Source organism: Sinomicrobium soli, from assembly GCF_003285545.1.
Lineage (GTDB): Bacteria > Bacteroidota > Bacteroidia > Flavobacteriales > Flavobacteriaceae > Sinomicrobium.
Genome location: NZ_QLNV01000007.1, coordinates 247,252 through 273,156 on the forward strand (window position 1 = coordinate 247,252; position 25,905 = coordinate 273,156).

The window sequence follows — 25,905 nt, forward strand, 5'->3', positions numbered from 1 at the left end:
TACTCCCCGCGGGAATTGCGCTATTTGTAATGGTTTGCGCCAAAAACGCTTTATGTGTCATTTTCCTTTTTAGTCGTGAACTGTTGGTACCTCCATTGTTTTTTCTGAAATATTTGCGATCCGGAATTTGTATGACGGATTGGATTCTTAATAGACTAATTTTATGCCATAATTATAACAACCTGAATAACAATATATTGAAAACAAGCTGCGTGTTTTTTATTTCCTTTTTTTAGTACTATTCTCTTATATTAGAATTTTAAGGGGTTTTCAGTTTATTACAGGATTTATTCAGCGGTGAAGAGACTGATTACCCTTTATCCGTTCGATAACCCCGGAACATTGCGTTGGGTTCTTTATGCATCTTTATGGTACATCAGAAACATCTATTTTGCCCTTAAAAACTTTTTTAAAACATACCAAAAGGAGCGGCTTTAACGGCATGCCCTGCAATCTCCAATGTTTTATAGGATTGGAATTCAACAATTTGTGTTTTTGAAATATTATCTTTAACTTAAGGGTTCGTCTAAACTTTATCCTTTGGTTCCTGTATGTGTATATCCGGATTTCCGGTATGGGTTGGCGTACAACAGATGCTTTTGCACTACAGCGGTCCCGGATAGATTGAAATATAAAGTATCAGAATTATTTTGTTTTCCCCAACTCTTGAACGATGACAATTATCAGGCTTCGGACTTAAGAAAAACCTGATATATATTTACGGTGATTTATTTAATTTCGCCAGAAATGCCATTTTTAAAGTTCATGAGAGTTATACTATTCATCTTATTCATATTTGCTGCCTGCAATAAAGAACAGTACCACACTGCTGAAAATGTTGCGGGTGATACTTCGATTAGCCCCTGGAATCATGATACTACACTACCGGCGGATAGTCTTAGGATTTCTACCGTGGAAAAGGTTAGTCAAATGGAAGCAGAAGCAAACAGGTTACTGCAATCAGGAAAACGTTTGTTGCAGGAGAATAAGGCAGAAAAAAATTACGCTGAAATCATAAGCCTTTTAAACAGATCTTTACACATTTATACAGAATTGGGTGATAAGAACAGGCAGGCTGATGTGCTAAACTATTTGTCGGAATGCTATCTTAATGAAGATAAATTGATAACGGCAGATAACCATTTGCAGAAGGCATTACTATTATTCAAATCTACGGGGCATGAACATATACACGAGACCTACCACCTATTACAACTGGTACATAACATCCGGGGTAACCTGGAAAAAAGCCTGCATTATTCTCTTGAGAATGTTAAAAGCATGGTACAGACCAAAGACACTGTTCACGCCGGGCTGTATTATCATTTTGTAGGAGAAAACTACAGTGCTTTGGGCGATCGTCAAAAAAGCCTGGAATGGTATGATAAAGCGTTAAACATAAAAAACAGCCTGGATACAAAATTATTGTATCACATTGTGAATGTGACCAGTAAAGAATTACTTCTTCTGAATAAAAACCAGGAGGCCCTGGATTTAATCCTGGAGGTAGCTCCATTTGAGAAATCTTCAGGTATAGCGGAGCTGGAAGAAGCCAAGGGGTATGCGTATAGTGCATTGGGTAAACAGGATATGGCAAACAGGCATTTTGCCGAGATGTTGAGGTTATATGACAACGAATCCAGAAGCCATGAATTAATTCGAAAAAAATCGTTGGCGTATCTTAAGCTGGGTAGTTACTATGTAGACCGGGAACAGTATAGCAAAGCTAAAGGTTATTTGTTGCATTCTTTCCCGTTTTCCAGTGTATCCAATATGGCCAAGGCAAACCTGATGTTATTTAAAGCAGACTCGGCTACAGGCAATTACAGAGATGCCATATCATACTACCAGACTTATAAAAAACTTAACGATTCTATCTTTAATACGGAGAAAAGCAGACAGATACAAGAAATAAAAATCCGGTATGAAACGGTTAAGAAAGAAAATAAGATCAGCGATCTGCAAAATGAAAACGTAGTTAAAAGCATGGAACTGGACCGGGCTAACCTGATAAAAAAATTAATCTTGGGAGGGCTTGTTCTCCTTTTTACCGCCAGCCTTTTTCTGTATAAAGGGCATGTGGATAAAAAGCGGATTAATAGGGTGTTATTAAGCCAAAAGGAGGAAATTGCACAGCAGAATAATACGCTACAGGAACTTTTGTCTGAAAAAGAATGGTTGATTAAGGAAATCCATCATCGGGTGAAGAACAATCTGCAAATAGTAATGAGTTTACTTAATACCCAATCCAGGTATATTAAAAACCCTGAAATATATGCTGCTATAAAAAAGAGCCAGTCCCGTTTATTTGCAATTTCCCTGATCCATCAAAAACTATATAAGTCGGACAATTCCAATTTAATAGATATAAATTCGTACATAGAAAATCTGCTTCGGTATTTAAGGGAAAGTCTGGATGAAGGTTCACACATTAAATATGAACTGGATGTAGACCGGATCATGCTTCAGGAAGACCAGGCCATTCCCGTAGGTTTAATTTTAAATGAAGCCATCACCAATGCAATCAAATATGCTTTTCCGGAACAGGACAAAGGGGTAATTAAAGTCACTATGAAGAGTGAAAAAGATTATTATGTATTAAGCATACAGGATAATGGGACAGGAATACAGAAGGATCATTCGAAGGATGTTCTTCCTTCTATGGGAATGACCTTAATAAAAGGGCTAAGCAAACAATTAAACGGATCTTTGAAGATTGAAAATAATAATGGTACTTTAATCCGGGTTATGTTCAGGCACATCACCATTTCGGATATATACGCTCAACACACTTAATATCAAGAAGATGAAGAAACACATTCTTATTGTAGAAGATGAATTTATCGTAGCCAATGATTTGTCTTGCTATCTTGAAGAGCAGAACTTTGTTGTTTCAGGTATCGCTTCTACTGTTGAGGAAGCACTTCTGTTTATAGATAAACAGCCCCCCTATATCGTATTGCTGGATATTCATTTAAAGGGAAAATTGTCCGGTATTGATCTGGCTAAAAGGCTTCAACAGTTGAACATCCCTTTTATTTATCTTTCTGCTTACTCCAACAAACTGATCCTGGAGCAGGCGAAAAAGACAAATCCTTATGGTTTCCTGGTAAAACCTTTCAGGGAGAAAGACTTATACATTGCTTTGGAAATTGCCACATACCATATAGAGCATCATGCGGATACCAACACCCAGTCGGAACAACAGCTTTTTGAAAAATTAAGCAGTATTCCGACGGGTGATAAAGGAGAAGAATGTTTTGAAGAAATAGCAAAGGTCTTACAGCCGGGTATTCCTTTTGATTTCCTGTTCTGTAATTTGGTCCGTGATACATATACGTTGAGATTGGGAATCCACAGGGTCGGAATCAGGAAATACCAGATCATAGGAGTCAACGAGTTTTCCAATATCCTGGGATTGTCCATCAGTGAGGTAGAAGGGATTATTGCGGAAAGAAGCCTGCTAAAAGTGCAGGGCATATACGAGGATACGGAATTTGACCGGTTGAAGGACCTTTCCCGGTTCGAAAAAATGGTGAGCACCCCGTTCAAACTACAATCCTGTATGGCCCTTAGCATAGATCAGGGACATGAAAAAAGGCTTAGTTTTTCATTTTATGCCAAGCATAAGGGAGTATTTAACAGGACGAGAGCAGATCTTATACAAAGCCTGGGTATTGTTTTTTCTGATATATTAGAAAATAAGGTCGGTCTGAAAAAATCTGGTGGCACTTCGGTAAAAGGACATGCTACAAGTCATAAAAACACGGGAACGTTTAAAGAGATTATAGGGAAAAGTCCGAAACTTTTAAATGTTTTACACGACATTGAGCGTGTAGCCCCTATGAAAACTTCGGTTTTGATTATGGGAGAGAGTGGTACGGGAAAGGAATTATTTGCCAAATGCATTCACCGGCTTTCACCACGTTCCGAAGCTCCGTTTGTGGTTATCAATTGTGGTGCCATCCCTGAAAACCTTATAGAATCGACCTTATTCGGACATGTAAAGGGAGCTTTTACCGGGGCTTCAACCCATAGTACAGGAAAATTTGAACAGGCCAACGGGGGAACCATATTTTTAGATGAAATAGGTGAAATGCCCCTTGAAATGCAGGTACGGCTCTTGAGGGTACTACAGGAGAATGAAATAGAACGCATCGGGGATACCAAGACCATACCCCTGGATGTAAGGGTCATTGCAGCAACAAATAAAAACCTCGAACACGAGGTTGAAACGGGTAATTTCCGATTGGACCTGTATTACAGGTTACATGTTTTTCCTGTTTACGCTCCCCCGTTACGAGAGCGTAAGGAGGATATACCTCTTCTTGCCCAATATTTTTTAGATAAATATATGAGCCTGACAGGGAAATTCTTTGAAGGTTTATCTGAAAAAACTCTGGAAGCACTTTTGCGATACGATTTTCCGGGAAATATCCGGGAACTGGAGAATTTAATGGAACGGGCGGTGATCGTAGAAAACGGTAAAACATTGACTCCTGGTAACTGGATTCCTGAAAATGAATTAATTACCTCTAATAACGACTTTAAAACATTCGAAACCAAACAGAAAGAATATATTGTAGAAGTTCTCGATCATACCAACTGGCGCGTAAGCGGCCCTAAAGGCGCCGCAAAAATTTTGGGGATGAAAGAAAAAACACTTTTTGCCAAAATAAAGCGTTTGGGCATTGAGAAACGGGTAGGTTTAAAGTCGTAAGACGATTGTGGCTTTTCTAAAAAAATCAGATCATTCCCATTAATCATAAAATCTCTGAATACCATTATGAGCGTGTAAATTAAACGCTGTCCGATACCAGAGTTTCCAAAACATTTACCTGCAGCAAGGATCATTCAAATGAAAATGGTATTAAACCACAGCCAAAGCCCCCCCGTCAACCTGGTATACGGCCCCGGTAATGTACTTTGCTTCCGGTGAAACAAGGAATTTAACCATATCGGCTATTTCTTCGGGTTCGGCAGCTCTTCCCAAAGGAATATATCCTACTTTATCCATCAAAGATTTCATGGCTTCTTCCTCTGTGACAGGAGAAGATTCCACCATTTTATGAATATATTTTTCCATTTGTGGGGTTTTAACCAGACCCGGAGAAACGGTGTTGACCCGGATCCCCTTACTACCCACTTCCGTTGCCAGGGCTTTGCCATAGGCATTCAGTGCTGCTTTCGCTGCAGAGTAAGCCATAGTCGTATCCCAAATGGGTTGTTTTGCCGGGTTCATGGAAATATTAATAATCACGCCATTCTCCTGTTCGATCATAAACGGCAGCAATGCCCTATTGATGCGAACTGCTGCCATCAGATTCAACTGTAATTCATTGTCCCAATCCTTATCGGAAAGGACACTATATCCCCCTTTTGGGGTCAGGTTGGCCCCGGCATTATTGACTATGATATCAATCTTACCATAAGTATCGATGATTTCCTTTGCTATAATTCCCGCACTTTCTGCCTGTGCCAAATCTGCCGGAATAAAATAATGTTTATTAATGTTATCCTTTGGTTTTGTGCGTGCGACCACAATTACTTCTACCCCACAATTGCCCAATTTATCTGCAATGGCTTTTCCTATACCTTTCGTTCCGCCTGTTACCAAAGCAACTTTTCCTTTTAATGATTGATTCATAAGCTTATAATTTTAATCTGAGTTGCAATATTAGGGACATTACTTTACTTTTGAAAGAAGTTACACTTTTGTAAAGTAATGATCAATAGTAAAGCTTTGTTGAACATCAAATCATTATGGACGAAAAAAAAATAAAGAAAAATGAGGGACCTTGTTCCCTCATCGAAATTTTAAAAGTTATCGGCGGAAAATGGTCCATATCCATTATTTACGTTTTGATTTCCGGGACAAAGCGCTTTAGCGAAATAGAACGAAGCATTCCCAATATCAACACCAGAATGTTGGCCAAAGAATTAAAGAACCTGGCAGATCACGAAATTGTGATAAGAAAGGTCTATGCCACGGTGCCTCCTACGGTAGAATATAACCTGACCACGAAAGGTAAAAAACTGGAGCCCGTTATCAATGAAATCTATAAATGGGGCCTTGAGTACGTTTATTAAAGCAAACTAAAAATTACAATTATGAAACTATGAAAAGTTCTACACGTGCCCCAATATCTGCATTCCTGAAAATAAGGAGCCTGTAGAGGTTTAATATTTTTGATTTCCTAATAAAAACACCTGAAATGTTTCAAAACATAGTGATCGGAGTCTATTGTATAACAGATGAAATTTTAAATAAATGAACCTCAGAGAACATATCAAATTGTGTTCAATAACCTAAACTGTATTTAGACAAACTCTTAATTCTACTCTGATCAATAATGAGCGATAACACTCCATACACGTAATTTTCGAAACATGTAAGGAGAGGTAAAAGAGATGTTTTGGAGCTAAATTACATATGAAAAGAAAATAGTGTAAAAGGTATTCATTTCATAAAATTTCGTTAAACACAGCATAGGTATTTAGGTAATTCCCTAAATTTGTGCCATGGAATTATTAGAGATCATAAAGTCATTATCAAACGAAACGCGTTTAAACATCCTGGAATGGTTAAAGGACCCCTTTGCCCATTTTCCGGAAGAGGAACTGAGCCAGGACACCCCGGAGTTGGGTGTATGTGTGTCCGATATTGCCAAAAAGGCCGGAATGTCCGTTCCTACTGTTTCCGATTATTTAAAGACCATGTCATCGGCGAATATTCTGATCGCTACACGAAAGGGGCAGTGGACTTATTATAAAAGAAACGAAAAATCCATTCAGGATCTGGCAACGCATATTAAAGATAAACTATAAATTTTTTTCGTTTAACTTTTAGGCTTTTGCCTAATTATACAAATATATAAATATGAAAGCAGCAGTGTTAAAAGAGTTCGGCTCTATTGAAAATTTTGAAATCGCAGATATCCCTACGCCCAAACCCGGATTCCAGGAAGTTTTGGTCAAGGTCTATGCTACTTCTGTAAACCCTTTGGATTACCAGGTACGCCGGGGGGATTATAAAAATGAACTGGAACTCCCCGTTATTACAGGTCACGATATCTCCGGTGAGATCGTAGCGCTCGGACCCGGGGTAAAAAACTTTAAGGTCGGTGATGAAGTGTATTATACCCCGGAGATCTTTAATGGCCCCGGGAGTTACGTTCAATACCACGTTGCCCACGAGTCCATCATGGGTTTAAAACCAAAAAACCTGAGCCACCTGGAAGCAGCAACACTTCCCTTGGCCGCAGGAACAGCCTGGGAGATGTTAGTTTCCAGGGCACAACTCAAAATCAACCAATCCATCCTGGTTCATGGCGGCGCCGGTGGTGTAGGGATACCGACCATTCAAATCGCCAAGGCTATGGGAGCTATTGTGTATACCACAGCGAGAAAAGCCCATCATGAATTTCTCCTGGAACTGGGTGCTGACCATGTCATCGATTATGAAAATGAAGACTACCTTCAGGTGATCGATCAATTGACAAACCATAAAGGCGTAGATGTTATCATTGATACTATCGGTGGTAACACCCTTTCCGATAGCGGAAAGATCCTCAGCCAGCTGGGGCAGGTAGTGACATTGGTGGACATAGAGAAACCTCAGAACCTTATTGAGGCCTGGGGGAAAAATGCGACCTATCACTTTGTCTTTACCCGGCAGAATAGAAATAAACTGGATGAATTAACCAAACTGGTAGAAAGCAACAAGCTAAAACCGGTTTTAAATAAGGTATTTCCGTTGTCGGAGATTGGTAAGGCCCATAGCTTATTGGAATACAGAACAGGTGATAAAAACTTCTATGGCAAAATAGGTATAGAAGTTGAAAAAGAAGCATAACAAGTTTTTCAAGACATAACAATGACCTCCTCGAGCCATGATAGGTACTTAAAAAAACAGGAGGTCAGATGTTTACCTTGATATCTCAAATAAAAAAATATAACAATGAAACACCCATGACAAAGTTTTCTTTAACACAAACAAGCATGAATATGGGTGTTCCATGTGACCGTTGAAAAACAAATAAAAATATACACATGAAAGCAATTGTATTACAGGCACCGGGAGGTGTAGAAAACTTAGTCATTCAGGATATGGACAAACCGGCCATTAAGTCCGGGGAAGTATTAATACAGGTCAAAGCGATAAGCATCAATCCTGTCGATATAAAAACCCGTAATGGAAAAGGAATATATGGACGGATAAAGGATGAAAATCCTCTTGTTTTGGGATGGGATATCTCGGGTGCGGTTGTTGAAAGCCACGATACTAAATTTCAAATTGGCGACGAGGTATTCGGGATGGTTAACTTTCCCGGTCATGGAAGAGCGTATGCGGAATACGTAGCAGCCCCGGCATCGCAACTGGCCCTTAAACCTCAGAACATTACCCATGAAGAGGCAGCCGCAGCAACTCTGGTTGCCCTGACCGCCTGGCAGGCCCTGGTCACAAACGCCAACGTCCGGAAAGGTCAGAAAGTCCTGATCCATGCGGCCTCAGGTGGCGTTGGCCACATGGCGGTCCAGATTGCCAAATATTCAGGGGCTACCGTGGTCGGAACATCCTCTTCGAAAAACAGGGATTTTGTATTGGGCCTCGGAGCTGATGCACACATTGATTACCACGACTATGACTGGACCGCTCACCCCAGGGAATTTGATTTTGTCCTCGATACTATCGGGGGCGACAACATCGATCACTCTCTTGAAGTGACCAGGGAAGGCGGAAGTATCATCAGTATTCCTACCAGCCTGAATGAGGAAGTCACCTCAAAGGCTGCTTCCAAAGGGGTAAAAGGCTATTTTATCCTGGTGCAATCCGATGGTGGGGATATGGAAAAAATAGCGGCTCTTTTGGAAAAAGGAATCCTAAAACCACATATTTACAAAATATACGGTTTTGATCAGATAAAAGAAGCCCATTTACAGCAGGAGACCGGCAGAACCGTTGGAAAACTGGTCATAACCACATAACACAGGAACTGTCAGAAGGTGAAAAATATCTGATTTCTCAAGGTTTTGTTTTAGCAGTATCTTCATTACCCGATAATCTGCTTTCGATGGTTTAATCCCCAATCGGCTATGGTAAGGGTGAGTGGTTTTAAAGTTTCGCCGTACTCGGTAAGTTGATATTGCACCGTAATGGGTTGCGTACTTAAAACCTCCCGGGTAATGAGTTGATTCATTTCAAGTTCCTTGAGTTCCCGGCTGAGCATTTTTCCGGAAATACCTTCCACCTCCCTCAGCAATTCGGAGTAGCGCATAGGGTAAAAGCTTAAGCACGAAATAATGGATATTTTCCATTTGCCACCAATGACATCTAAGGTATCATGTATGGCCCTGATATTGTGCTTACACACTTTATTAATTCCTTTTGTCGTTTTGCTTTGCTTTTCCATGTGCCAAAATTTAGTAGTGGTTACCCAAATGTCACTATTACTTTTTGTCACAAAGGTACTTATTGTCACTAATGCGATATAATTTTGCCATATAAAATTTATAAGATATGGATTTAATACAGGATTTAAACTGGAGGTACGCTACAAAAAGTTATAGTAACCAAAGAATAAGCAACGAAAAATTAGATTTTATCCTGGAAGCCATTAATCTATCGGCTTCCTCCGTAGGATTGCAACCATACCGTATATTCGCCATTGATAATGCGGAACTGAAATCAACATTGGGAGCTAATTCCTTTAACAAACAAATAGCGCAATCATCGCACCTTCTGGTATTTGCAGCATATAACAAAGTTACAACCCAACATGTTCGTGACCTGGTAGAATTAACCGCGGAAAAACAAGGTGTCACAGAAGAATCATTGGACGGGTTATTCACTGCTGCAAACACCTATTTCACAAGCAGAAGCGACGAAGATAATAAGCTTTGGGCAGAAAGACAGACCTATATTGCCTTGGGAACAGCACTAATAGCAGCGGCAAATGCCAAAGTAGATGCCACACCAATGGAAGGTTTCGATGCACAGTTGTTTGATGAATTATTAGGCCTGAATGAAAAAGATTTACATAGCATTGTAATACTTTCCCTGGGGTATCGCGATAACGCCAATGATTACTTAGCCCATTTGCCTAAAGTGAGAATACCTATAGATGAGATGGTAACAAAGATTGGTTAAACATACGGACAAGAGGCTGTCTTCTGCAAGTGAAGACAGTCCCTTTTTTGTCCGGGTAATTGCCTGATAAAAACATCAAGCGCATCATCAAAAGGTTGAAAAACTTTATAGACGTCCTTTTGCATATTCCAAACAGATAAAGAACTCGTCTTGAGTTATTATAATTTTTTAATCACAAATACTTACTTTTAATCACGGTCATTTTTTCTCTCATCATTTCGTTGATTGTATAGGAAATTCCCCCCATACCAATTCCGGACGTATCTCTGCCGCCAAAAGGCATCCAATCGACTCTGAACGCCGTATGGTCGTTGACCATTACCGCAGTAGCATTAAGTTTTTTAACGGTATCCATAGCGATGTCTATATTTTTTGTAAATACCGCAGCCTGGAAATGAACATCCAACGCATTGGCCCTATTGATAGCTTCATCTCTGTCCGTATAAGTATAAATACAAACCACCGGTCCGAAAATTTCATTGGTCGAAACTTTTGATTTTTCTGATGGATTGAGCAAAACAGTAGGTTGATAAAGGGTTTCGGAAATCCGTTTTCCACCTGTAAGCAATTGAGCTCCTTCGACAATCGCTTCATTGACCCATTCCGCTACACGGTCTACTTCTTTGGGTAAAATCAAAGGACCAACATCTGTCGCTGCATCCGCAGGGTCTCCAACGGTTAATTGATTAGCCTCCGTTACAAATTTTTTAATAAAGTTTTCGATAATCCCTTCATGCACATAAACCCTTTGTACCGAAACACAAACTTGCCCGGCATGATAAAACCCGCCTTTTACCAAATCGGGAATCATTTCTCCAAAATCAGCGTCCTGTTCTACAATGACAGGTGCTGCACCGCCGTGTTCCAAAGCACTTCTTGTACCGGGCGACAATTTGCTATGCAAATACCAACCTACCTTAGCCGAGCCTATAAAGGAGAAAAAATGAATCCGGGAATCGGTTACCAATGCTTCGGCCAGATCTCTTTCACAAAGCACCACTTGTATCCAACCTTCCGGAGCACCGGCATCTTTAAAAATTTCTGCCAGGGCTATACCGGACATGGGGGTTGTTAAAGCCGGTTTGAACATAACCGGGCAACCAGCCGCAAATGCGGTAGCAATCTGGTGTACGGCTAAGTTCAACGGATGATTAAAGGCACTGATTGCGGCTACAATACCAATCGGTTCTTTGGTGGTAAAAGCCAATCGGCTTTGAGCAGATTCGGTCAACGCCATTGGAATTTGTTCACCCTTGATTTGCGAAATATGCTCAGCCGCTAATTTCACACCTTTAATGGCTCTTAAAACTTCTGCTTTCGAATCTTGGTAAGGTTTTCCTCCTTCACTTAGCGCCAAATGTATCAGTTCTCCTACTCTGTCACTCATGAGTGAAGCAGTTTTTTCCAATATCTCCATTCGTTTATAAGCAGGAATCCAAAGCGACTGGTTTTCAAAAAGATGCTGAGCCGTTTGAATGGATTTTTCAAGCTCGTTCCTGTCCATTAAATTCAATTCTTTAATGACGCTCAAGTCGTAAGGCGACACTATTTTTACGGTGTTCTGCATAATACCTGTTTTTATTTTTGTTGCTCAAATTCTAACTTAGAAATAGCTTCTTTGATAGGAGTTTCACCATCGTGCATCGTGATGACTTTTTTGAATGCAGCTTGATTTTCCAATACTTCAACCAATGTCGTTACTACATTTTCAATGGCGTTTCCTCCCGGATTTTCTACGTTGACTTTTATCATTCCCGAACCCTTTTTTTCTTCCAGGGTGCCTGGCTGCAAAATCGTATAGTTTAAGGCTGTACTAAGCAACCATTGATCTGCATAATGTTTGGCAATGTTGTAATCGGTTAAGGGCTGCAAAAAGCTTTCGTTCCATCTGTTGGGCTGCAAGGCAAAAACGGAGCTTAGCATGATATATCGCTTAACCTTCAATTTCTCGGCGGCTTGCATCGTTTTGACGGCTCCGTGTAAATCAACCTGTAATAAATTTTTCCCTCTTGAACCCGACACAAAATAAATAGCTTCCGTATCATCAGGAATCATTTCTTCTATTTCTTTTACACTGCTTAATACATCTAAATTGATCTGTGAAAAATTGGGGGAATCTACCAAAAGTTCCGCTTTCCTGGAAGTTCCTATCACCGTATGATTTTGGTTAAGTAATGCATTTACCAGCCGTTGACCTACTCGTCCTGTTGCACCTATGACTACTATTTTCATTTTGTTGTTTTTTATTACAATAACTTTATTTCGAATATTATTTTAAAAGTCCAATAGTGAACTGATTACCACTTCTCTGTTTTCCAATAGCGGTATTATTTTTCCAACGACTACATCTTGAAAATGCGCGGAATTTCTATGAAATTCCAATGCTTCCTGATTCGTGTACTCTTCAAAAAGCATCAGGATATTTTCGTTATCATTGCCTTGATATACTTCATATTTCAGGTTGCCTTCTTCGGCAGAACTTTTTGCAACAGCTTCTTTTAAAAGTGATATAACGGCTTCTAAATTGCCTTGCTTTACCTGCCATTTGGCAAAGGTTGTGATTGTTTTATTGTTCATGACTTTTAAATTTTAATGGAAACAATTCCTCTCTTGATTGTTCGAGAGGAACTGTCTCTAATGTATTATTATTCAGTTAATAAAGCGACTACTTTTTCGCCTACACTTTTTGCCGAAGCGGGATTTTGGCCGGTAACAATTCGTCCGTCCTGAATGCTTTGATCCTGCCAAGGTTCTGCCTCATGAAATATGGCACCCTGTGCTACCAATGCTGCCTGCAAATCGAAAGGAACATCGGCTCTGGCATAGTTGTCTTCTTCTTTTGTGGTAAATGATGAAATGTTTTTACCCGCAACAAGATAAGAGCCATCGCTCAATTTAGCGTTAAGGAAGGCTACAGGGCCATGACACACAGCACTGATTACGGCACCACGTTCGTAGGCGTCAACAATCACCTTTTTCAACAATTCGTTTTCGGGCATGTCTACCATAGGTGCTAATCCTCCCGGAACAAAAACAGCATCATATACACTGGTATCCATATCTTCCAACCTGGCAGCTTTTTGCATTAAATCCCATCCATCACCTGTTAAAAATTTAAGGTTGTCGGGATCACCGGCTAATCCTAATGCATCTAAGTAAGGTGTATCTCCGGTTAAAGAAGCGAAGTCTATGTGAAAACCAGCTTTATCAAACTCGGCATAAGGGTGCGCTACTTCCGGTAAAAAAACACCTGTTCTCCTGTTGTTGGGTCCAATTGCATTGGCGTTGGACGCAATAATTAAAACTTTTTTGCTCATGTTTTCCAAATTTTTAATTGTTATTTTCTTTATTGCTTTTGATAGATCAAAGGTACGATGAGGCACTCCCCTTTAGGAAGGAGGCAACGCACAAAAAAAGTGTGACCGAAGTCACACTTGTAATATTAAAAACTTGAAATAATTACCTGGAATACAGTCTGCTCAAGGTTTCGCGGCTTACACCAAGGTATTCGGCAATGAGCTTTTTGGGTATACCCTGGAGTAGGTCCGGATAGAGCTTTACGAAAGCCTCATAGCGTTCCTGAGGTGTACTGGAAAGTAATAGTTTGATTCGTTCCTGCAATGCTACATATCCGTTTGTGAGTTTTACCCGGTAAAAATGTTCCATTTTATGCAATTCAGCAGAAAGTTTTTCTCTCGTCTCCAACGTGGAAACCAATACTTCTCCCGCTTCTATACATTCAATAAAAACCGTAGCTTTCTTTTCCTGGAAAAATGCCTGATAATCACTCATCCACCAGTTTTCTTTTGCAAATTGAATGATGTATTCCCTGCCCTGTTCATCTAAAAAGAAAACTTTATAAAGCCCGGATAAAACAACAAATTCGTTCTTCACGTCATCCCCTTCGTGTAATAAATATTGATTTTTTAATACGCGCTTTTTGGTAAAGTGGGTTTGGATATATTCAAATTCCTCATTGGTTAAAGAAGTGATGTGTTCGATATGTTGCCGAAGTCTTTCCATAATATTTCAGAGAGGTTATATTTTATAATGAGGGGCTTGTTTCAGAAATCTATTTCGTGGCGTGTGACGTTTAGAAAATGGATTTTTTGGCCCGGGTTAATTTCTATCTTAATCTGATAGTGATTTGATCACCTCTTTACGATTGGACAGTCCGAATTCAATTAATGTATTCAGGACAGTCCAGATTTCCCCGGCATGCTCCGTCAGCATATAGTACGTTATATCCTGTGTGGGTGTATGTTCCAGTTTTTTCTTGATCAGTTGATGAGCTTCCAGGGTCGTAAGTTCTGAACTTAGCACTTTAGGCGAGATACCTTCAGATACTTCAAAAAAATCCTTAAACCTCAATTTCTCATAATAATGTAAATTTAAAAGAATACAGAAACGCCATTTACCGTTTAATAAATCCAGGGTATCTCTCAAGGCCAAAAATCTTTGTTTTAAGATTTCCTCATTTTCCGTACAGGGTTTTATTTTTTTTTCCATCTTACTTTCCTGGAGGTTACTAAACACAAATTTACTGAATACTAAAAGTAATTTTGCTTAAAATAATTTTAAAATGGAGCGAATCTTAGTTACAGGTGCAACCGGAAAACAAGGTAGTGCCGCAGTATATGAATTACTAAAAAATAATTTCGAGGTTTTTGCGCTGACCAGAAATCCGCAATCTTCGGAAGCCCATAATTTAGAAAAGGCAGGCGCCATTTTGGTAAAGGGCGATTTAGAAAATATCGAAGCTTTAAGCGACCTGTTTAAAAAAGTAAACGGGCTTTACCTGGTCCTCCCCCCCGTATGGGTTTCCAGCAAAGAAACGGATGAGAAAGAAGCGGAACTCGGAATACAGACTATCAAATTAGCAGAAGAACAAGGCATCAAATTTGTTCTTTATTCATCGGTTCTCGGTTCGGATAAGCAGGCTCTATTCAGGCCAAAATTTAAGTTTACCATCGAAAAATATTTGTTAGAAAGTAATTTACAAGGCGCCGTACTACGACCCGCCACTTTTATGGAAAATCTGTTTTTACCAAGTTTCGGACTGGGAGAAGGCAAGTTTATCAACCCCTTACCCGGAGACAGGGCAATCCCCTGGATAACTACAAATGACATTGGTACATTTGCACGAATAATATTTCAGAATTATAAGGCGTTCAACGGTAAAACCGTTGATTTCGGAGGGGAACTTTATACCCCGAAACAAGTCTTAAAACTATTGGAAGAGAAGTTGAAGCAACCCATCGATTTTGTACAGGTACCGTTAGAAGCGCTTTATCAACAAAGCGAAACTTTTGCAAAATTGGTTGAAATGATCGACAAGGAAGGCTATGATCCCATCGATTACGAATTTATAGCTGCCTGGATGCCAAAGCTGACAGGCTTTGAACAGTGGATGGATGAAACAGGTATTGAAAAAATAAAGGAATTACGTTCTGTAGACCATTAAAATGGGGTTATTATTTAGGTGTCTTATCTATCTTCCTGAAAAGGCGTCAGAATTTTAGTTGTGCACTGGCAAATCCGAATGTTATATTTTTACCGGGGGAGACTTCCCTGAGGTATTCCCCGGTATTGAACCAGCTTAACCCCGTAAGCAGAGAGAGATGCTTGTTGGCTTTATAGAAAAAAACACCGGAGATCTGACTCCCTATATAACGGGAAGAAGCGTCATTATGCTCAAAAAACGGCACCATATTGGGGCGATAAATCCCCTCACCCCTGCTATATCTCCATAAAAAAGCATAATCACAGGAAAGTGTTATTTTTTCACTAAAACGGAGTTTCAAATCGGGGTGTATATCCATTAAGTTGCTCGGCGCCAATGGTGCGGCCATGCCAAAGTAGGCCCCGGGGCCAAACATGGTGTTCAGGGTTTGTTGTGTTTTATCCGTATTGTCTTTGTCGCCACTGATAAGATCGGCTTTGAGCCCGATTTCCGGAGTATATTTTATTGAAGTAAAACGATACGAAGTAGCCAAAGCAATACTCCAGGCCGATATTCTCCTGCTGCCTATCGATCCGAACTGATAGCCTCCTTCCAGGTCATACCACCATGTACCACGGTTTTTAAAGACCCGGGACGCGATGGTATATCTTTTCTCCGTACCGGCACCGTCATAGAACAGCGCATTCTTGTTATAAAAGCCCAGGAAATAGAAATTGAAATGCATTTCTTCTTTTGCTGTGGCAATATCTGAAAATGCTCCAAAAAGCCGTAAATCGGGAGAAGAAGCATCATCAAAAATACCGGTTTTATCCACTACGGCATGCAAATAGAAAATATCGGTTTTTATATTACCCTCACTAAAAAGTACTTTAATCCCGTCAAATGAACGGCGGGTGTTGGGAGCATCTCTTAAAGAAATTAAGCGTGTAGAGCCATAGCTTACTTCCTGCCTCCCCAGGCGGAATGTGATAGGAGTTTCCTGGAATGGCTTATAATCCATAAAAAGTTGATGAAGTTTTAACGGGTTTTCTTCTACAGGGACAAGCACTTCCCTGCTATTTGCCAGGGCGCTCTGCAATTCGCCGTAAACACGAATCTTTTCAGAAAGGTGCAGGTCTGCGTGAAACAACCATCGGGTCAGCATAAAACCATCGTTATCCTGTGTATCCGGATTCCAGTTCTCATTATCCATAATCAGGTATTGTGTCTTGAAATCACCGCCAAAACTGACATACGCATTTTTACCGATCTTTTTATATTTCAATCGATGATACCAATTCCTTACGGTATCTTTTTCGAGTCCGGAGTAATCTTCGTTATACCGCATTTGTTGAAATTCGGGAATTTGCTGGGCGGTTACGAGGAAGGAGTTACATAAAAGTGCTATGAGCAAAAAGCGCATTATTGATTTTTTTTTGCTTTATGAAAGCATGTAAAACCTCCGTGCTTCCCCGGAGGTTTTACATTTTTATTATTTTGATTTTTTAATAAGCGGAATAACCTTTGTGCCAATCAGTTCAATGGATTGCATCAATTGTCTATGAGTTAATCCGGCATTATCCATCTGAAAAGTAAACCGGTCAATTCCGCCCAGCGCTTCACTGTGCCGTAATAATTTTTCGGCAACTTCTTCCGGGCCGCCAACCACCAACACCCCTTTAGGCGCAATTAAGGCTTCGAAGCCGGCTTTCGTTACCGGGGGCCAGCCACGCTCCTTACCTGCTTTGGTCCATAGTTCGGCATAACCCGGATAGTAGTCTGCAACGGCCTGCTCACTGGTCTGTGCCACATAGCCCGGTGAGTGTAACCCCACTTTTAACTGCCCGGGCGAAAACCCTGCCTGGGCCCCTGCTTCGCGGTACAGGTCTATCAGGGGGCGAAAGCGTTCCGTTTCCCCGCCGATGACAGCTACCATTAAGGGAAGTCCCAAAGAACCTGCCCGTATAAAGGAAGCCGGTGTGCCACCTACACCCAGCCATACCGGGAGCTTTTCCTGAAAGGCTCTCGGGTAAACAGGCTGGTTATTTAAAGCCGGTCTGAATTTTCCTGACCATGTTACATATTCCTGCTCTCGTATCTGGAGAAATAATTCCAGTTTTTCCACAAAAAGCGCATCATAATCCTTAAGGTCATACCCGAAGAGAGGGTACGCTTCGATGGCCGAACCACGGCCTACAACCAGTTCTGCCCTTCCTTTTGAAATGAGATCAAGCGTTGCAAAATTCTGATATACCCGTACGGGATCATCCGTACTTAAAACCTTAACGGCGCTCCCCAGGATGATATTTTCGGTCCTGGCAGCCGCAGCAGAAAGAATTACCGCCGGCGCCGAATCCAGAAATTCTTTTTTATGATGCTCCCCGATACCAAAAACATCAAGGCCTGCCTCATCGGCAATGACTATCCGGTCCAGTAACTGTTCCATGGCATCTGCACTGCCGAGATTGCTGCCATACATGGCCGATGCAAAACTATCGATTCCTATTTCCATTTTTTTCTGATTTTAGTTAAACACATATTGCTCAGGAAAGCGCATTCGGCGGAGGTCCCCCTGCAGGTTTGCTTTTATCTTCAGGTAAGGGTACATATTCCTCACTATCCATTGGAGGTAAATCAATGCGCCCTTGTTTCCAATCTTCCTTTGCCTGTTCAATCCTGTCTTTTCTGCTGGAAACAAAGTTCCACCAGATATACCGGTCCCCCAGGTGTTCGCCACCAAGCATCATCAAAGTAGTCGGTTCTTTGGCTATGATCAACGGATCAACGCCTTTGGTAAACACCAATAACTGTCCCGGTTTGTACGTAACTCCATTTACTTCAACACGCCCCCGAACAAGGTATGCCCCGCGTTCACTATGTCCTTTAGGCAACCCAAAACGAATGCCTGGCCGTAGCACAACATGCACATAAAATAAGGGAGAATGTGTTTTTACGTTACTTTTCAAACCATAGGCATCTCCTGCAATCAGGCGCATCCAAACACCTGTATCGGTAAAAATGGGCAATTGTTCCGATTTGTAGTTCTCAAAGGAAGGATCGCTTTCTTCATCCTTTTCAGGAAGCGCCACCCATGTCTGTATCATTTCCAGCTCGCCACCAGCCAGCATGGCCGGGTCTTCAAAACGTTCACTATGCGTAATCCCTTTGCCGGCAGTCATCCAGTTGACCTCCCCGGGTTTTATAACCTGTTCTACACCCAGACTATCCCTGTGGGTCACATTCCCACTAAACAAATAACTGACGGTAGACAGACCGATATGCGGATGTGGTAATACATCAAGACTACTGTCCGAGGCTACCGGTATATTCACAGGGCCTCCATGATCCATAAAAATAAAAGGGCCTATCATCCTCCTAAGCCTGTAAGGCAGGATCCGCTTAACGGTGAAACCTGCTGAAAGTTCGGCCTGCCTGGCTTCTATAACAATATCTAACATAAGCAATAAATTATCGACAATGAGAAATCATATACATACGCTATACTGGTAATCCTGGAATTATGGTGCCCGGTTTCCCTTAATCTTCTAAAGGGTTTACGGTTCCTTTCATTGTATAAAAACTTCCGTCGGGCAAGGTTGCATTGCTGTAAATAATCCCGTTCTCATGGTCTTCCACATGGGTTACCGTTGCCCCGGATTTTTCTTTCCATGCCACCATGTATACCTGTGGCCGAATTTCTGCTATGGTAGTTTTCACACTTTCCGAATACCCGTTCTTGGTTAAACCGCCTCCTTCTATAACTGTAAAAACCATAGTTTCATCCGTTTCAAAAAAGAGTTCGGTTTTCAAAACGCCTACATCCATGATATACCTGTTACCCGTTAGGTTGTTTTTCATTTTTAAATCTGTTTAGAACAATAGTTTTATTAGTTTTAAGTGGCGAAAGTGCCGTAGCATTGTCATTACCACCTATATATTTTTGACAGATCGGCATGCGCTGCCAAGCTTAGCTTCGGTATATTATTATGGACTTCAACATTAAATTCGGGAATGGTTTTTACACCCTCGAAATCAATGGGTTGTCCTGCTATCATATAACGTGCTATCTGTTCTTCCAGCTCCTTTTTGTCCAGATAGGCAGCACCTGCGTTAATAAAATCATCTACGGTTAACACCTCATCCTTCTTTTTTGCCTTTCTAAGCTCATACAGGTCAAGCAACATGTTCCTAAGGGTGAATTTCCCATCCGAAGCCAGCCTGATCTGGTTATCGAGGTAAAAAGCGTAGATGCATCCCCGCCTGTAAGGAAGGACACCGTAGTTGGCATAATCTGTCCAGTAATTTGTGGCAATGGAATCGTTATGCACATCTTTGATCGCACTCTCGTAATGCTTTTTGAAGTTCTCTTCATTAAAGTAATGCAGAAAGTCCTCCTCCCCGTATATTTTACTGTTTGCCAGATTAATGATTGTAGCATAATCGTTAAACCCTTCACCAAACCATTGATGGTCAAAACTATTTTCTCCTATAATGATTTTGATTCCAATCCAGGTGTGCGATGTTTCGTGTGCTGTAACGTACTTGTCCCTTGTACCAAATTTTCTTCCCAGCTTCATGACGAAGCCGTTTCTCATCCCAAACCCACCCCCGCCTATTTCTTTCTGGTTGTTTTGCAGCGCCGTAACAGCCAAATAATAGAACGGGAATTCGGTGTCGTTCCAGAACCTGTGGATGCTTTGGAAATAGCTTTCAAAAAAAGGGCTGAGACGCTCCTGCAAGTCATTTCCATAGTTGTCTTCCTTAGTGGTTACAGCATAGTAAGGGATTCCCAGAACGTCGTATTCCTGCACGCCAATATTATCACCCATCACGAAGTACACTTTTTGTGAGAGGTTGTCGTAATAGTCTATAAGCTTTTTTGACGGATCAGTTTGAGATGGCTCGACCGAATTGAAATAGGTTAAATTTTCCGGATATCTGCGCCAGCTGAACGACACCAAAGGATTACTTTGGTCGGTTATAGCCAAGTCAAATTGCATGTTTACCAAGGTCAATATTCCTTTGCTAATTACCGGCCTGAACAGTTCGGTTAGAGATATGGTAGTTGGTTTATCTACGGGAAGTGAACCCTCTATCTCATACGTGATCCTATGGTTCTTTGCCCCATTGTGGTAAATGGTTATCCGCCTGTCCGCTTCGTCTATCCTGACCACTTCAGGCCGGGTAACACGAATATTCCGGATAACTTTAAATATATCATTCTGCCCTCCAAAACCCGGGTCTCCGAATATAAATACGGTACTGTCTTTTTGAGATGCAGCATACGTGAGTTCAACCGCCAATATAGCTGAATCTCCATCCCAGCCGAGCACGTAATCCATAAAAGGTTTTTGCTGCGCATAAGAATGAATACCAAGAGTTAATAGAAGGACTAATATTATACCGTTTTTTTTCATTTCCCTAAGCCTGTGCTGTTTATTAATGGGTTATTACAAAAAAGAAGTCATGGCATTTCCATTAGCGGATTTTGAGACCGGGACTTCTTCCTGTACCACATCCCAGTGTTCTGCTATTTTTCCGTCTTCTATTCTAAAGATATCAACAACAATAACCGGTTTAGGTCCCCAGCCATTTGTCAGACTATGGGTAATGACGATATCGTTTTCTTCCACGATAATACCCGGTTGCCATTTGAAGTCTGCATCTAAAACAGTTAGCAGGTTTCTAAGTCCTTCATGACCGCTTATCATCGACGGGTTGTGTTGCTGATAGGATTCATGCCAGTACCGCTCAATGGCTGTGTTGTCCTTTTCGTGGAACAATTCATTCATTGCTTTTAGAACGAGTTCTTTATTTGTCATTTTTCCTTGTTTTTCCGTTTACACTAAAGTTGCATTTAAAGTAATCTCCAATTTAAGAGCGTTACTTACAGGACAGGTTTCTTCCGCAGATTTTGCCATTTTTTGAAATTCTTCTTCCGTAATTCCGGTAATTTTTGCAGTCAGAACCAAGTCAGATTTTGTGATAACACCATTATCTAATGTGATCGTTGAGGTCGTGGTCAGTTCCTCCGGCTGATAGCCTGCCGTGGTGAGATCTGCACTTAATTTCATAGTAAAACAGCCCGCATGTGCTGCTGCCATAAGCTCTTCCGGATTGGTTCCTGTTCCGTTTTCAAAACGGGAAACAAAAGTATAAGGCGTTTGTTTTAAAACTCCGCTCTGTGAGCTAAGGTGTCCTTTACCTTCTTTGATTGTGCCGTTCCATACGGCTGTTGCTTGTTTTTTCATTAGTTTATTAGTTTTTAGTTCTTAGTTGGTAGTTTGCGACTTCGGACTCCCGACTTTCTGCCATCCCGTCGTTTACAAACTAACGATGGTTATAATTTTATTTGATAATTAAACTGGCACTGCATATCTGGTGTATACAGCATTATAAAGTATGATTTTCAGACTGGTTTTAGTTCTTTGCATTATAATACCCCCCGAAATATTTTACAGGCGACCATTCCGGAAGTGTTCCAGGCAATTCCGGAGACAGTTCGCTGTAGTCCTCTGCTCCGAAAACCACTCTTCCGTCAACTACTGTTAATACGGAGGAGATCGTTTTTATTTCTTCATCAGGAATAGTGAAATAATCTTTGTCCAGCAACGTAAAATCGGCGAAATACCCCGGAACGATTTTACCTGTTTCGCCCTCCTGATCTTCAAACCAGGTGGGGCCGACCGTAACCAGCTTCAAGGCTTCCTCCCTGGTGAGCCGGTTATCTTTCGCCAGTATTTCGGACCCCGAAACCGATTTCCCGGTCGTCATCCAGCTCATACCGATCCACGGGTTATAGGATGAAGCCCTAAAGGCATCCGTAGTGATCGCAAGTGGAATTCCGCTGTCTACCAATTGTCGTAATCTCGGGGTTTGTTGTGCTTTCTCTACACTGTATGTTTTTATAAATCCATCCCCATGCATGGCCATCTTCATATCCAGAGCTATCCCACCGCCCAGTTTTTTTACCCTGGCGATATTATCAGCGGAAATCGTTTCGGCGTGTTCTATACTCCAGCGCAAGCCATCCAAAGGTGTTTCTTCATTTATAGCTTCTAAGGCGTTCAGGAATGGTGTGATATTTTCGTTATAACTAATGTGCAAACGAAAGGGGATCCCTTTCCCTACAAGTTTTGTGATGTCTTCTTTTATATATTGCTGCATTAATTCTTCATCTATAATAACCGCAGGCCTGTCAAAATTCTCATGATCGTGTATTTCCAATCTGAGTATCTCACCTGTTCCTTCATATTCATGACCATGTGCCAGGGTTGGATGCATATTTTCTCCCGGGCTTATAGGAGATTTTCTTGTTACGGTATTAATCTGTGCGTCTACCAAACTGGGACTACTTGTGTCACCAAATTGAAGATCAATGAATGGCATTCTTATGTTTAACCGATTTTCTTTTGCCAGCTGTTGTATAGGGGTATGACCATGCGGATAACCATAAATGCTTGCTGCGTCTACGGCTGTAGTAACTCCGAAACGGTTCATATGGTGTATAGCATTGGCAATGGAGCTTATTTGCTCTTCTTCTGAAGGTTGTGGAACCATTAATTCCAGAGCCGCAAAAGTAAATGTATAGGAATGTACAATACCTGTGTACTTTCCGTTTTTGTCCTTTTCAAAAATGGTTCCCGGAGAATCTGGGAATTTATCCGTTCCTACTCCGAAAGCTTCCATGGCCAGATCATTTAAATAAGCACGGTTGTATGCATACTGAACAATGACAGGTCTGTCCGGAACTGCTTTCCTGATCTCCTCGATGGTTGGCAAGCGGTTTTCTTCAAACTGGTATGGCGACCAGCCTCCGATCACTTTCACCCATTGCCCTTCAGGAGTTCGTTTTGCCTGCACCCTCAACATGTCCAATGCCTGCTTTAGTGTGGGCACACCTTCCCATCTCACATTGTAGTTGAAGCTCCTTTCGTTCAGTATATGCGTATGGGCATCGTTGATTCCCGGTATCAGCCGTCTTGCACCGGCATCGATAAGCCTGGTGTTGTTATCTTTGAGCTCTAATATCTCTTCATCGGTACCTACAGCATAGATTCTCCCTCTTTTTACAGCCAGTGCGGAAGCCCCGGGCCTGGTCAGGCTTCCGGTACTGATTTTTGCATTAAATACAATCATATCGGCTCCGGTAAATTGTTTATTGGATTGCGCCCTGCTGTTAAAACCGCAGATCATCACAATCACAAGGACGATTAGTTTTTTCATAAGATGTCAATGTTACGTCAAGCTTGTTTTTTGATAATTTATTTTGCCATACTTTCCGGCATAAAAATCCCGGTAAGCATCCGCTATCTCAGTCCGGCTGTTCATCACAAACGGGCCTTCGGCCACAATGGGCTCGTTGTAGGGCGCTCCCCCGAATACAATCACATCTATGGCGCCATCAAGTTTGTTCTCCATAGTAATTTCACCTTTATCCCTGTCAAATTCCACGAATTCCCCGGCTTCGAATTCCGTACCGTTAACCACGGCGTTTTTTGTGGGCAAAAAGGCGGCTACCTCTGTGTTTTCCTCGATGGATATCGTAAAACCCTTTCGGGCCTCCAGGTGGATATGATATATGAATTGGGTAGAATAATCCGGTATGGCCGAATGCAGATCTTCATATCCGCCCACGATCACCTTGATCCAGCCTCCATCATCAGGTAATACTTTTCGAGGGACCTCACTGGCCTGGATTGCCAGATATTCCGGCTTTTCGGCCTTGTTCTTCGCAGGAAGGTTAATCCAGAACTGAAAAGCATGAGTATGATGGGTTCCGGCCTGAGAATCGACATTCAACGTCTCGTCATGGATAATTCCATTACCGGCTTTCATCCATTGGATACCTCCGGAATAGACCCTGGCATAATTCCCGGCACTGTCAAAATGTTCGTCTTCACCTGCTATAATATAACTCAGTGTGGCGATTCCCCGATGCGGATGTGCTCCTGTACCGCTGTCCATAACCGCAGGCTGATGCCGGGGCACGATATGGTCCAGAAAGACAAAGGGCCCGACGGCATCCGCATACCTGTTGGGCAATATCCTGTTGATCGTCAAATCTCCTATATCGGCCCGGTGTCCCGGTGTTGAAAAACTGGTTCTCTTTTTCATAGTTTATTTTTGTTTAATCCAGGAACACATAAAGTGCCTGTATTTTTTGGTTTCGGAAAACAGCAATATCCATTCCCGTTTGCACCGGAGGCTTTCCTGCAGGGCCTATGCCCCAGATCAACCGTCCGATATCATTATTGATAACCACGGGTTTTAACAGATGAAAGACAAAATCTTCCGGCATTTGCTTTAAAACCCCGGTGACACTATTATTAGTAGCTTCATGTCCATAGGTCTGATGCCCCACATGAAAGAGACCACTATCACTGGCATATAGTTTTTCAATGGCTTTCAGCCGAATGGCACTGTCTCTTTCGTTCCAAACTCTTTTCAGATTTTCCTCCATAACGGAAGCAAGTACTGTATCTCCCATAGCAATTATTCTGGTGAAAGAACAACCGGCCCCGGGATAGATCGGGACCGGTAATATCTCTTGTTAGTTTTCCTCCTGTACAGGTGTAGCCAAAAGTTGTAACTCCCATGCCAGGGCAATACCGCTCGCCCCTCCATGATCAAAGAGGACATCAGAGAGTTGGCTTGCTGTTTCCGTACGGGCCCAGTCACGTTGCCATTCAGAGACCACGGCAATCCAATTGATGGGCACAATGCCCACTTGAGTCATTCGACGTACGGCCATATCATGTGCTTCGACGGATGTGGATCCACTGGCATCGGTGACCACAAAGACGTCATAACCCTCACCCACTGCCTGAATGGCGGGCATGGCCACACATATTTCCGTCCATAGCCCTGCTATGATCAACTGCTTGCGTCCACTTTCTTTTACGATATCCGTGACCTTGGGATCCTCCCAGGTATTGATAAAGGTCCTGTTGATGGGCTTTTGTTCAGGGAATACATCCTGTAGTCCTTTCATGATATACCCTCCGCGTTCTTCGATCACTGTAGTAAGAATAGTGGGTACGTTAAATACTTTTGCAGCTTTGGCAAAACCGACCACATTATTGATGACCATGGTCGGTTCATGGCTGTTCAGGTTGGTAAACTGATACGGTTGATGATCGATTAATACCAGGATGCTATCTTCCGGTCGAAGAAGTCCTTCAAGTCCGCTTTTCGGTGTTTTGTTCATAATGTCTGAATTTTTAAATGTTTTTTCACTAGTGTCCCATTAAAATTGGGACGTTGTTAAAAATTAAATAAACTTGGCCCATTTGGTCCAAATCGTTCTTTG

27 protein-coding genes are annotated in these 25,905 nt (G+C 41.6%); 8 read left to right on the forward strand and 19 right to left on the reverse strand.

Features of this window, described 5'->3' with window-relative positions; genetic code table 11:
- Positions 1 to 765 precede the first annotated feature (765 nt).
- On the forward strand, positions 766 to 2,796 hold the full coding sequence (locus tag DN748_RS11435) for a sensor histidine kinase (protein WP_161554544.1): 2,031 nt from the start codon (positions 766 to 768) through the stop codon (positions 2,794 to 2,796).
- A 10-nt stretch (positions 2,797 to 2,806) separates the two neighbouring features.
- Positions 2,807 to 4,720 (forward strand): sigma 54-interacting transcriptional regulator, encoded by a 1,914-nt coding sequence (locus DN748_RS11440; RefSeq protein WP_112371956.1) that lies wholly within the window; start codon positions 2,807 to 2,809, stop codon positions 4,718 to 4,720.
- A gap of 150 nt (positions 4,721 to 4,870) precedes the next feature.
- On the opposite strand, the gene DN748_RS11445 is transcribed toward DN748_RS11440, so the two are convergent.
- Positions 4,871 to 5,647 carry an SDR family oxidoreductase gene (locus tag DN748_RS11445; protein ID WP_112371957.1) on the reverse strand — a complete coding sequence of 259 codons (777 nt, stop codon included), beginning with the start codon at positions 5,645 to 5,647 and terminating at the stop codon, positions 4,871 to 4,873.
- A 116-nt stretch (positions 5,648 to 5,763) separates the two neighbouring features.
- Between DN748_RS11445 and DN748_RS11450 the strand changes: the two genes are divergently transcribed.
- The 4 genes from DN748_RS11450 to DN748_RS11465 all read left to right on the forward strand — a co-directional run bounded on the left by DN748_RS11450 (position 5,764) and on the right by DN748_RS11465 (position 8,988).
- Complete coding sequence (locus DN748_RS11450; protein WP_112371958.1) at positions 5,764 to 6,090, forward strand: winged helix-turn-helix transcriptional regulator; 327 nt, start codon at positions 5,764 to 5,766, stop codon at positions 6,088 to 6,090.
- 432 nt (positions 6,091 to 6,522) lie between these two features.
- Entirely contained in the window at positions 6,523 to 6,828 is a 306-nt protein-coding gene (locus DN748_RS11455; RefSeq protein WP_112371959.1) for an ArsR/SmtB family transcription factor, read from the forward strand.
- Between the two features lie 52 nt (positions 6,829 to 6,880).
- Complete coding sequence (locus tag DN748_RS11460) at positions 6,881 to 7,855, forward strand: zinc-dependent alcohol dehydrogenase family protein (protein ID WP_112371960.1); 975 nt, start codon at positions 6,881 to 6,883, stop codon at positions 7,853 to 7,855.
- Positions 7,856 to 8,052: 197 nt separating this feature from the next.
- Complete coding sequence (locus DN748_RS11465) at positions 8,053 to 8,988, forward strand: NADP-dependent oxidoreductase (protein ID WP_112371961.1); 936 nt, start codon at positions 8,053 to 8,055, stop codon at positions 8,986 to 8,988.
- A 65-nt stretch (positions 8,989 to 9,053) separates the two neighbouring features.
- On the opposite strand, the gene DN748_RS11470 is transcribed toward DN748_RS11465, so the two are convergent.
- Complete coding sequence (locus tag DN748_RS11470) at positions 9,054 to 9,413, reverse strand: winged helix-turn-helix transcriptional regulator (RefSeq protein ID WP_112371995.1); 360 nt, start codon at positions 9,411 to 9,413, stop codon at positions 9,054 to 9,056.
- Positions 9,414 to 9,520: 107 nt separating this feature from the next.
- Here DN748_RS11470 and DN748_RS11475 point away from each other — a divergent pair, with 107 nt between their 5' ends.
- Positions 9,521 to 10,150 carry a nitroreductase family protein gene (locus tag DN748_RS11475; RefSeq protein ID WP_112371962.1) on the forward strand — a complete coding sequence of 210 codons (630 nt, stop codon included), beginning with the start codon at positions 9,521 to 9,523 and terminating at the stop codon, positions 10,148 to 10,150.
- A 172-nt stretch (positions 10,151 to 10,322) separates the two neighbouring features.
- On the opposite strand, the gene DN748_RS11480 is transcribed toward DN748_RS11475, so the two are convergent.
- The 6 genes from DN748_RS11480 to DN748_RS11505 form a co-directional block, all read right to left on the reverse strand.
- The gene (locus DN748_RS11480; protein ID WP_112371963.1) at positions 10,323 to 11,717 is read right to left on the reverse strand and encodes an aldehyde dehydrogenase family protein; all 1,395 of its coding nucleotides are present in this window, start codon (positions 11,715 to 11,717) and stop codon (positions 10,323 to 10,325) included.
- Positions 11,718 to 11,728: 11 nt separating this feature from the next.
- A complete protein-coding gene (locus tag DN748_RS11485) occupies positions 11,729 to 12,382 on the reverse strand; it encodes an NAD(P)H-binding protein (RefSeq protein ID WP_112371964.1) in 654 nt (217 codons plus the stop codon).
- A gap of 42 nt (positions 12,383 to 12,424) precedes the next feature.
- Positions 12,425 to 12,727, reverse strand: a complete 303-nt coding sequence (locus DN748_RS11490; protein WP_112371965.1) for a putative quinol monooxygenase — start codon at positions 12,725 to 12,727, stop codon at positions 12,425 to 12,427.
- A 68-nt stretch (positions 12,728 to 12,795) separates the two neighbouring features.
- Positions 12,796 to 13,467, reverse strand: a complete 672-nt coding sequence (locus DN748_RS11495) for a type 1 glutamine amidotransferase domain-containing protein (RefSeq protein ID WP_112371966.1) — start codon at positions 13,465 to 13,467, stop codon at positions 12,796 to 12,798.
- A 142-nt stretch (positions 13,468 to 13,609) separates the two neighbouring features.
- Positions 13,610 to 14,173 carry a Crp/Fnr family transcriptional regulator gene (locus DN748_RS11500; RefSeq protein WP_112371967.1) on the reverse strand — a complete coding sequence of 188 codons (564 nt, stop codon included), beginning with the start codon at positions 14,171 to 14,173 and terminating at the stop codon, positions 13,610 to 13,612.
- Positions 14,174 to 14,281: 108 nt separating this feature from the next.
- Complete coding sequence (locus tag DN748_RS11505; protein WP_112371996.1) at positions 14,282 to 14,659, reverse strand: winged helix-turn-helix transcriptional regulator; 378 nt, start codon at positions 14,657 to 14,659, stop codon at positions 14,282 to 14,284.
- A 73-nt stretch (positions 14,660 to 14,732) separates the two neighbouring features.
- On the opposite strand from DN748_RS11505, the gene DN748_RS11510 reads away from it, so the two are divergent.
- On the forward strand, positions 14,733 to 15,614 hold the full coding sequence (locus tag DN748_RS11510) for an NmrA family NAD(P)-binding protein (protein WP_112371968.1): 882 nt from the start codon (positions 14,733 to 14,735) through the stop codon (positions 15,612 to 15,614).
- Positions 15,615 to 15,660: 46 nt separating this feature from the next.
- Here the strand turns inward: DN748_RS11510 and DN748_RS11515 are convergent, their stop codons facing one another.
- From DN748_RS11515 to DN748_RS11565, 11 genes are all read right to left on the reverse strand, one after another.
- Complete coding sequence (locus tag DN748_RS11515; RefSeq protein ID WP_112371969.1) at positions 15,661 to 17,016, reverse strand: alginate export family protein; 1,356 nt, start codon at positions 17,014 to 17,016, stop codon at positions 15,661 to 15,663.
- A gap of 69 nt (positions 17,017 to 17,085) precedes the next feature.
- Positions 17,086 to 18,105, reverse strand: coding sequence for an LLM class flavin-dependent oxidoreductase (locus tag DN748_RS11520; RefSeq protein WP_112371970.1), 1,020 nt, complete (start codon positions 18,103 to 18,105; stop codon positions 17,086 to 17,088).
- Positions 18,106 to 18,136: 31 nt separating this feature from the next.
- On the reverse strand, positions 18,137 to 19,051 hold the full coding sequence (locus DN748_RS11525; protein ID WP_112371971.1) for a pirin family protein: 915 nt from the start codon (positions 19,049 to 19,051) through the stop codon (positions 18,137 to 18,139).
- A gap of 79 nt (positions 19,052 to 19,130) precedes the next feature.
- On the reverse strand, positions 19,131 to 19,451 hold the full coding sequence (locus DN748_RS11530) for a MoaF-related domain-containing protein (protein WP_072317523.1): 321 nt from the start codon (positions 19,449 to 19,451) through the stop codon (positions 19,131 to 19,133).
- A gap of 65 nt (positions 19,452 to 19,516) precedes the next feature.
- Complete coding sequence (locus tag DN748_RS11535; protein ID WP_072317524.1) at positions 19,517 to 20,935, reverse strand: gluzincin family metallopeptidase; 1,419 nt, start codon at positions 20,933 to 20,935, stop codon at positions 19,517 to 19,519.
- Between the two features lie 108 nt (positions 20,936 to 21,043).
- Positions 21,044 to 21,415: a nuclear transport factor 2 family protein gene (locus tag DN748_RS11540; protein ID WP_072317525.1), complete on the reverse strand. Its 372-nt coding sequence runs from the start codon at positions 21,413 to 21,415 to the stop codon at positions 21,044 to 21,046.
- Between the two features lie 18 nt (positions 21,416 to 21,433).
- A complete protein-coding gene (locus DN748_RS11545; RefSeq protein WP_072317526.1) occupies positions 21,434 to 21,844 on the reverse strand; it encodes an OsmC family peroxiredoxin in 411 nt (136 codons plus the stop codon).
- A gap of 169 nt (positions 21,845 to 22,013) precedes the next feature.
- A complete protein-coding gene (locus DN748_RS11550; RefSeq protein WP_112371972.1) occupies positions 22,014 to 23,819 on the reverse strand; it encodes an amidohydrolase in 1,806 nt (601 codons plus the stop codon).
- A gap of 12 nt (positions 23,820 to 23,831) precedes the next feature.
- Positions 23,832 to 24,710, reverse strand: coding sequence for a pirin family protein (locus DN748_RS11555; protein WP_112371973.1), 879 nt, complete (start codon positions 24,708 to 24,710; stop codon positions 23,832 to 23,834).
- Between the two features lie 13 nt (positions 24,711 to 24,723).
- On the reverse strand, positions 24,724 to 25,083 hold the full coding sequence (locus tag DN748_RS11560) for a nuclear transport factor 2 family protein (protein WP_112371974.1): 360 nt from the start codon (positions 25,081 to 25,083) through the stop codon (positions 24,724 to 24,726).
- Between the two features lie 63 nt (positions 25,084 to 25,146).
- Positions 25,147 to 25,803: a hydrolase gene (locus DN748_RS11565; RefSeq protein ID WP_112371975.1), complete on the reverse strand. Its 657-nt coding sequence runs from the start codon at positions 25,801 to 25,803 to the stop codon at positions 25,147 to 25,149.
- Positions 25,804 to 25,905 lie beyond the last annotated feature (102 nt).

Excerpts from the sequence above, each read along its gene's own strand:
- DN748_RS11480 (WP_112371963.1), bottom strand. The coding sequence starts at position 11,717 with ATGCAGAACACCGTAAAAATAGTGTCGCCTTACGACTTGAGCGTCATT.
- DN748_RS11455 (WP_112371959.1), top strand. The coding sequence starts at position 6,523 with ATGGAATTATTAGAGATCATAAAGTCATTATCAAACGAAACGCGTTTA.
- DN748_RS11445 (WP_112371957.1), bottom strand. The coding sequence starts at position 5,647 with ATGAATCAATCATTAAAAGGAAAAGTTGCTTTGGTAACAGGCGGAACG.
- DN748_RS11555 (WP_112371973.1), bottom strand. The coding sequence starts at position 24,710 with ATGAAAAAGAGAACCAGTTTTTCAACACCGGGACACCGGGCCGATATA.
- DN748_RS11515 (WP_112371969.1), bottom strand. The coding sequence starts at position 17,016 with ATGCGCTTTTTGCTCATAGCACTTTTATGTAACTCCTTCCTCGTAACC.
- DN748_RS11565 (WP_112371975.1), bottom strand. The coding sequence starts at position 25,803 with ATGAACAAAACACCGAAAAGCGGACTTGAAGGACTTCTTCGACCGGAA.
- DN748_RS11475 (WP_112371962.1), top strand. The coding sequence starts at position 9,521 with ATGGATTTAATACAGGATTTAAACTGGAGGTACGCTACAAAAAGTTAT.
- DN748_RS11500 (WP_112371967.1), bottom strand. The coding sequence starts at position 14,173 with ATGGAAAGACTTCGGCAACATATCGAACACATCACTTCTTTAACCAAT.
- DN748_RS11560 (WP_112371974.1), bottom strand. The coding sequence starts at position 25,083 with ATGGGAGATACAGTACTTGCTTCCGTTATGGAGGAAAATCTGAAAAGA.
- DN748_RS11505 (WP_112371996.1), bottom strand. The coding sequence starts at position 14,659 with ATGGAAAAAAAAATAAAACCCTGTACGGAAAATGAGGAAATCTTAAAA.
- DN748_RS11465 (WP_112371961.1), top strand. The coding sequence starts at position 8,053 with ATGAAAGCAATTGTATTACAGGCACCGGGAGGTGTAGAAAACTTAGTC.
- DN748_RS11450 (WP_112371958.1), top strand. The coding sequence starts at position 5,764 with ATGGACGAAAAAAAAATAAAGAAAAATGAGGGACCTTGTTCCCTCATC.
- DN748_RS11530 (WP_072317523.1), bottom strand. The coding sequence starts at position 19,451 with ATGAAAAACAACCTAACGGGTAACAGGTATATCATGGATGTAGGCGTT.
- DN748_RS11440 (WP_112371956.1), top strand. The coding sequence starts at position 2,807 with ATGAAGAAACACATTCTTATTGTAGAAGATGAATTTATCGTAGCCAAT.
- DN748_RS11460 (WP_112371960.1), top strand. The coding sequence starts at position 6,881 with ATGAAAGCAGCAGTGTTAAAAGAGTTCGGCTCTATTGAAAATTTTGAA.
- DN748_RS11540 (WP_072317525.1), bottom strand. The coding sequence starts at position 21,415 with ATGACAAATAAAGAACTCGTTCTAAAAGCAATGAATGAATTGTTCCAC.
- DN748_RS11525 (WP_112371971.1), bottom strand. The coding sequence starts at position 19,051 with ATGTTAGATATTGTTATAGAAGCCAGGCAGGCCGAACTTTCAGCAGGT.
- DN748_RS11550 (WP_112371972.1), bottom strand. The coding sequence starts at position 23,819 with ATGAAAAAACTAATCGTCCTTGTGATTGTGATGATCTGCGGTTTTAAC.
- DN748_RS11470 (WP_112371995.1), bottom strand. The coding sequence starts at position 9,413 with ATGGAAAAGCAAAGCAAAACGACAAAAGGAATTAATAAAGTGTGTAAG.
- DN748_RS11435 (WP_161554544.1), top strand. The coding sequence starts at position 766 with ATGAGAGTTATACTATTCATCTTATTCATATTTGCTGCCTGCAATAAA.
- DN748_RS11510 (WP_112371968.1), top strand. The coding sequence starts at position 14,733 with ATGGAGCGAATCTTAGTTACAGGTGCAACCGGAAAACAAGGTAGTGCC.
- DN748_RS11495 (WP_112371966.1), bottom strand. The coding sequence starts at position 13,467 with ATGAGCAAAAAAGTTTTAATTATTGCGTCCAACGCCAATGCAATTGGA.
- DN748_RS11545 (WP_072317526.1), bottom strand. The coding sequence starts at position 21,844 with ATGAAAAAACAAGCAACAGCCGTATGGAACGGCACAATCAAAGAAGGT.
- DN748_RS11535 (WP_072317524.1), bottom strand. The coding sequence starts at position 20,935 with ATGGATTACGTGCTCGGCTGGGATGGAGATTCAGCTATATTGGCGGTT.
- DN748_RS11485 (WP_112371964.1), bottom strand. The coding sequence starts at position 12,382 with ATGAAAATAGTAGTCATAGGTGCAACAGGACGAGTAGGTCAACGGCTG.
- DN748_RS11490 (WP_112371965.1), bottom strand. The coding sequence starts at position 12,727 with ATGAACAATAAAACAATCACAACCTTTGCCAAATGGCAGGTAAAGCAA.
- DN748_RS11520 (WP_112371970.1), bottom strand. The coding sequence starts at position 18,105 with ATGGAAATAGGAATCGATAGTTTTGCATCGGCCATGTATGGCAGCAAT.